Origin of the sequence: Poseidonibacter sp., from assembly GCF_041821165.1 — a bacterium.
Lineage (GTDB): Bacteria > Campylobacterota > Campylobacteria > Campylobacterales > Arcobacteraceae > Poseidonibacter.
Map to the genome: position 1 here is coordinate 1 of NZ_JBGUES010000119.1, position 7,192 is coordinate 7,192.

The 7,192-nt window shown below is 23.4% G+C and carries 7 protein-coding genes; 1 reads left to right on the top strand and 6 read right to left on the bottom strand.

Annotation, left to right across the window (positions count from 1 at the left end; genetic code table 11):
• On the top strand, positions 1-250 hold a 250-nt coding region (locus ACERKK_RS09310), incomplete at its 5' end, for a winged helix-turn-helix transcriptional regulator (protein ID WP_373772811.1).
• Here ACERKK_RS09310 and ACERKK_RS09315 read toward each other — a convergent pair.
• From ACERKK_RS09315 to ACERKK_RS09340, 6 genes are all read right to left on the bottom strand, one after another.
• Entirely contained in the window at positions 240-935 is a 696-nt protein-coding gene (locus tag ACERKK_RS09315) for an ABC transporter permease (RefSeq protein ID WP_373772812.1), read from the bottom strand. The two genes, ACERKK_RS09310 and ACERKK_RS09315, sit on opposite strands and share 11 nt — an antisense overlap.
• Before the next feature lie 2 nt (positions 936-937).
• Positions 938-3,307, bottom strand: coding sequence for a PAS domain S-box protein (locus tag ACERKK_RS09320; protein ID WP_373772813.1), 2,370 nt, complete (start codon positions 3,305-3,307; stop codon positions 938-940).
• An 80-nt stretch (positions 3,308-3,387) separates the two neighbouring features.
• A complete protein-coding gene (locus ACERKK_RS09325; protein WP_373772814.1) occupies positions 3,388-4,176 on the bottom strand; it encodes a substrate-binding periplasmic protein in 789 nt (262 codons plus the stop codon).
• A gap of 27 nt (positions 4,177-4,203) precedes the next feature.
• Positions 4,204-5,358 carry a response regulator gene (locus ACERKK_RS09330; RefSeq protein WP_373772815.1) on the bottom strand — a complete coding sequence of 385 codons (1,155 nt, stop codon included), beginning with the start codon at positions 5,356-5,358 and terminating at the stop codon, positions 4,204-4,206.
• A gap of 10 nt (positions 5,359-5,368) precedes the next feature.
• Positions 5,369-6,613, bottom strand: coding sequence for a diguanylate cyclase (locus ACERKK_RS09335; protein ID WP_373772816.1), 1,245 nt, complete (start codon positions 6,611-6,613; stop codon positions 5,369-5,371).
• Between the two features lie 67 nt (positions 6,614-6,680).
• Positions 6,681-7,192 (bottom strand): energy transducer TonB (locus ACERKK_RS09340; RefSeq protein WP_373772817.1); only part of this gene is annotated, 512 nt, incomplete at its 5' end.

Genomic DNA, 7,192 nt, shown 5'->3' on the forward strand with positions numbered 1-7,192 from the left:
GTATTTAAAAGATGAGAAAAAAAGATTTAATGAATTACAAAAATTACTTCCACGAACTACACAGAAGATGTTAATTCAAAAATTAAGAGAATTAGAAGCTGATGGTTTAGTTTTAAGAGAGGTTTATCCAGTTGTTCCTCCAAAAGTTGAATACTCTCTTACAGAATATGGTGAGAGCTTAAAACCTATTTTAAAACAATTGTATAAATGGGGAGATATTCATAAAGAGAAAAAAAAGATTAATGTATAGATTTATTTTTTAATAAAAAATAAACAATAATAGATATCCCTGTTCCAGATAACATACTTAACATAATCATAATTTGATATCTAACTGCAATTAAAGGGTCAATTCCTGATAGAATTTGCCCTGTCATCATTCCCGGTAAAGAAACAAGACCAACGGCTAAAAAAGAGTTTATTTGAGGTATCATTGCTGTTTTAAATGATATCTGTCTTGCATGATTAAAATCATTAGTTTTTAATATTTCACTTTCAAACCTCTCAATAGCCAAAGAAAGGCCATTCATAGTGTTTGCAAATATCATTCCTGCAATTGGTATTACGAACTGTGGTTCGTAAATATTTTCTAACTCTAATACGAAATAAAGCATAATTATTAGATGAATAATACCTGATATACTAATAGCTGTAAATATTTGAAAATACTCATAAATAGATTTATTTTGGATATTTCTAAAGCTTATCCATGTAGAAAGGGTAATCATAAATATAATAATAAATGCACCAAGAAGTAAATCTTTTTCTTTAAAAATATATATAAGTACATAACCAATAAGAAGTAATTGGCTTAACATTCTTATTGTTGCATAGATAATTTCTACTTGATTTTTAATCCATCTTTTATAAAAATACCACACTATAAGAAGAGGTATTAACATATATAAAAGATTTAAAAGAGATATTGTTTTCATTTTTATTCATTAATTATAGGAATAGTAATTGTAAATACAGCACCTTGATACTCTTTATTTTCATAAGTATATTCTTCATTTTTAACACAAATAGTACCTTTAATATGATTTATAATAATTTCAGCACTCATATATAAACCAATTCCTGTTCCCTGTGATTGATGTTTTGTTGTAAAATATGGCTCAAATATTCTATTTATAATAGATTCTTTGATTCCTCCTGCATTATCTTTAATCACTATTGTAATGTCTTTATTTGATTTAAATACTTCTATAAAAATTAACTTATCAACTATTTTACTTGATTCAAGAGCATCTTTTGCATTATTCAAAATATTAATAACTACTTGGATTAACTCATTTTCAAGAGTATAAATATCAAGATTTTCTATATCTTTTATAATTGTAATCTCTTTATTTTTAAGTTTTGAACCAATTAATGAAAGGGCTTTATTAAATAAACTTATACTATTGAATATATTTGCTTTTTTATTGTTTTTAAGAAAACCTTTAAAGTCTTCAATTGTATTTGATAAATATTGTGCAGATTCATTTATTGCAGTTAACTCTTTTATTTCATCTTCTTCGTTTGATATTCCAAACTCTTTTTGAAGTTTTAATCCAGTTGCTACTGTTGAAATTACAGATAAAGGTTGTCTCCATTGGTGAGCAATATTCTCTATCATTTCACCCATTGCAGCCATTTTAGATTGTTGAAAAAGAATCTGCTCTTGTTCTCTTAATATTTGTTCTTGCTCTTTTTGGAAAGAAATATCAGAAAATACTCCAATATAATTTAGAATTTTAGAATTTTCATCATAAACGGTATTAATAGTAAGCCATTCTGTAAAGTGTTCAGATTTTTTATTTTTATTAACTATTTCACCTTCATAAAAACCATTCTCATTTAAATTTTTCCACATTTTTACATAATAAGATTTATTATGTACTCCTGATTGTAAAAATTTAGGGTTTTTACCAATAACCTCTGTTTCTTTGTATCCTGTAATAATCTCAAAAGACCTATTTACTCTTACAATATTACCATCTTTATTTGTAACCATAATTCCATCACGTGTATTGTTAAATACAGTATATGATTGTTTAAGAAGTGTTTCTTTATCTTTTTTATTTGTAATATCTAAAGCAAAAACAACTAAGCTAATTTTATTATCTATATATAAAGATGAAATTATTAGATTAAAAAATCTTTTTTGATTAAATTTATCTGTTAGAGAAAACTCTTTTTCTAAATCAGAACCAACTTTATAGTTTAAAATCATATCTTTTATTTTTTGGCTCTCTTTTGTATTCCAGCATGATAGTTCCCAAATTTTCATTTTTTTAATATCTTCAAAGGAATCATTTACAAGTTGAGAACAAACAGAGTTTACTTCTGTTATTGCACCATTTAATTCAATGAACATTTTTAGCATATTAGTTTTTTCAAATAGTGCTTTAAATTTTATTTGGTCATTTATTTGTAATTTATGTAATTTAATCTCTTTTTCTTTCTCTTTAGAGTAAAGAAAAAATAAAAATAATGCTATTAAAACAGAAACTAAAACTAAAATCACTGTTATTGTAAAATACTTATATCTTTTCTCTTCCCAACCACTTAGACTACTTTCTAAGTCAAGTTTTACACTTATTATAAGAGGGTAATTAGTTGTTGGCATGTAACTTACAATATTTTCTTTATTATCTACTACTTCTATTTCTGTTAATAATCTGTTTTCTAATGAATTAAGAAATTTTTTATTTAGATTTACAAATAAAGAATCCATTACTATATCTTTTGTAGAAAATAAAACTAATCCATCTATTCTTACTAACTCAACAACTGCTGAATCAAATTTTAATTCATTTTGATAATTATTAATAAAATAATCAACATTTAAATTGATAATTACTTTATAAATACTACCTTTGATAGTTGAATTTTTTAAAATAGGTATAAATGAAGTTAGCTTATTATCTGTCTTCTTTTTATCTATATTATAAAAATCTCTTGCAAATATTGGTTTTGAAACTCTTAATATATTGTTGTTAAAAAAAGGTTTAGGAATATACTCTTGAGTATCAATTTTTAGTCCAATATTTAAATTATTTGAACTTATTATAATTTCATCATTTTGATTTAAAATATTAAATGATCTTATTTGTGGGTAGTTTTTAATTATTTTATTTAGTTTTTTTTCTTGAATATATGAAGAGTCATATAAATCTAATATATTATCAAGATTGTCAATAATTGATTCAATATTAACTAAATCTTGATTAATATTATTACTAAAAGTTTTTGTATAAAGTTCAGAAATCTTATAATGATTTTGAATTGATTCTTCTTTTAATATAGATAAAGAAGACATCAACCCTCCCACTATTACAAAAATAGCAATAAGTGGAACTACTAAATATGTGAAAATATACTTATTTTTTTTACTAATCATTATTTTAATTTTGCGATTTGCTCTAAGTTATTATTTTTAGCAATTTGCAATAATCTTCCATCTTCTTTGATATCTTTAATAAACTGCTCAACTCTATTATAAAACTTATCATCTCCATAAGCCACTGTCCATGCATAAGGAGTTTTATGATAAGTAGTATTAGGAGTAATTAGTTTTGCCCATTGTGTTTTAGCTAACATCTTTTTTCCATAAGGGTAATCTGTCATAAATACATCAGCTCGTCCTGATTGTACTTCTTCTTCCCTATCTTTAAATCCATTTAGAATAACTAATTTTGCATTTTTTAGTTTTTCTTTCATAATTGGTTCATGATAAGTGCCTTTTGCAACTGCAACAATTACGCCTTTTTTATCAATATCATTCCATGATTGAACTTTTCTATTTGATTTTGTAGAAACTGCATAAATATCACTTTCTAAATGAGGTGTTGTAAATCTCAACTTTTGCGCTCTTGAAGGTGTATTTCCAATTGCAAACATTGCAATATCACATTTATTTGATGTCACATCTTTGATTAATGTAGGAAAAGAACTTTGTACATATTCAAGTTTTACATTTAAGTCTTTAGCTAATTGAATAGCTAAATCACTATCAATACCTTTTAGTGTTTGAGTTCTAACATCTAAGTAAGAAATACTGTAATATTGTGGCCAAATACAGACTTTTAGCTTATTTGATTCTATTATTTTATCAAGTCTACTTTCACTTGAGAATAAACTATTTTGTAGTAATAAACACAAAATTGTGATTTTTATAAGTCTTAACATATATTAACCTTTTTTTCAAATACAATATTATACCTTTTTTACTTTAGCAATAAATTTTTCTTTTAGTTCTCTAATCAAACTAAAACTACGTTCATAAATATATGTTTGTAAAAATAGTTTATTCTCTTCTTTTAAATCAAAGTTCAATAACACTTTTGTTGAGTCTTTAATTTCAATTATTTCATTTACACTAGTAAGAGTTTTAAAAGTATGTTTTGTAAATGAATTTATTTTGTGTTTATTAATTAAATCAAAATTCATATAAAGATCAAGTTTTTGATTTATAGTTAGTTTCTTGCTAATATTGGGCATTTCAATTAAAATAAAATCTTCTGAAATATTTATAATATTGCATTTATAATTTCCAGTTTTTAAACCTAATATGATTGTAAAATTCTTATCTGGAATTATTCTAATATTTTTTCTATGATGGATATAAGAGTTAATAAAAGTGAAATTATTAAAAACTGCAATATTATTCTTATGGTCAATACTTTTTAATTCTGAGTAAATATCACTAGCAAGATATTGTGAGCTTATGATTCCATGTTTTAACTCTTCAAGTGTATATCTATTGGCATCTTTTACTTTTAATTTTATTTCATTATCAACAATTTCTATAATTTCAGATTGCCTAATGATTGGTACACCCTTATAATGATTGATTAAATTAATACTTGTATGATTATTTTCAATTAAAGACAGTAAGGTATCAACAGGTTGCATATGTATTGATTTTAATGAATCATGGTTTAATTTATCAGGATTATTTAACAATAGATTATCAATAGCAGTAAGAATTGAACTTTTAAACTTCACAAACTCTATTGGTTTTTCTAAGAACTTTGTAATTTGTAAGTCAATACATTTTAAGAGTATAGTATTATTAATTATCGTAGAAGTAGCAATAAAAATTTGTCTTGGAAGTAAATATCTTAATTCTTTGATTAAATTAAATGCTTTAAGATTATTTATTTGTAAATCAATAAATATAATATCTGGATATTGACTATTTACATAAGTTAATATTTCACTTTCTTTATCTAGATATTGAACATTTTTAAACATTTCTTGTAAGTATTCATAATAATTCTCTTCTATTGAATTATCATCTTCGATTATTAAAACATTCAATTTTTTTGTTAATTGTTTTAATAGTTGATATTTAAACTTTTCGCGCACTTTATCATCCTTACAGTACTTCTACTTTATTTCGACCATTTCTTTTTGCATTATATAATGCCTTATCACATCTTTGAAAAATTGATTCTAGGGTATCGTTTTGCTTTATAGTTGTGATACCAAAACTTGAAGTTACATTTCCAACAACTTCATGTTTTTCATTTTGTACTATAACTCTTAAATTTTCAGTTAATATTTTTGCATTTTCTAAATTTGTATTTGGCATAAGTAATACAAACTCTTCTCCACCCCATCTTGCAAATAAATCTGTTTTTCGTACGGAATTATCTATTTTATTTGCAAGCATTATTAAAATCTCATCCCCATATAAATGTCCAAAGGTATCATTGACTTTTTTAAAGTGATCAATATCTAAAATAGCTATTGAAAAATTAGTCTTATATCTTTTGAACTTATCAAACTCATAAGAAAAAATTTCTTCAAATTTATTTCTATTACTTATCTGAGTTAACCCATCTACATATGCTTTATGTGATATTTCTATATTCCGTTGTTGAATGATACTGATATTTGTTAAACTAATAATGTATAAATCATCTTGTGCTTGTATTTTATCTATATGTACATGATAGGCTTTTGGATTAAAGTCTTTTCCTAACATTAAAACCATTTTATCAATGGCATTTGAGTTTTGAAATTTATTTAAAAAATCATCTTTAGTTTTTGCATATAAGTATCTTTCATTATTTATGAACATATCAAGAATTGATTCAAATCTATAAAAAAAATCATCTATTTTATCAATATTAAAAAAATCTAAAAATGATTTTGAAGCATAAGTAATTTTCTCAAAATCAGTTAAAAATACTAAAGCAGACTTATTTTGCAATATACTATCTAGTAGTTTATACTTTTGTTTTATAGCAAATTTTTTTTCATATATTTGATGTATTTTATTTAACAATGATTCTTTTTTTATAGGTTTAAGTAAATATGAATCAATACCTATATCAAATGCTTTTAGTAAATATTTACTTTCTTGTTGATTTGTTGTAATTATAATTGTTTGATTAGGATTAATTATTTTGATTTTGTGTATAAGTTCAAAATCATTAAATCCAAAACTAGAAATATCCGTAATAACTATATCGGGAGAGACTTCTTTATATAAAGACAAGATGTCATCTTTATTATTGGGTACAAATACTTTGTACTTTTGTTTAGTTAAAATATTGTAATAATCTTTTTGTATTTCAAGATTGTCTTCAATATATAAAATGCTTGTAATACTCATTATATGTAAATTCCTAATACTAAGGTGTATAGGTTATTATATAATAACATAACTTATAATAGTGGTATTATATTATTTCAAAGACAATAGGTAAACTAAAGTCCATATAGTTTTTATTTATTTTTTTAGAGAAAGGTTCAAAGCGTTCACTATTTATTAATGCATTTAATGCAGCTTTATCTAATCGTTTATTTCCAGAAGATTCTAGTAGTTTTATATTTTTAAATTCACCACTTTTTAATACTCTAAATGATAATAAAACTCTTCCTTCTTCTTTTAATCTTTTAGACATTTTTGGATATTGTTTATTTTTATCAATAAACTCTCTTAATCGAGAAATATAGTTTTCTTTAAACTCTTTATTTTTTTGCAAAGACTTACTAATATTTATACTATTTATTTTTGAGGGTTCATCTTTTTTTACTACTTTTTTTTCTAACTCTTCTTTAGGTTTTTTGATGATTTCTTTTTGTTTTACAATAGTGGGTTTTTTTATAATAGCTTTTTTAGGAGTTTTATTTACTTCTTTTTGAACAACTTTTTTTATTTCTTTTTTATTTTTTAAAACTTTTTTTTCAA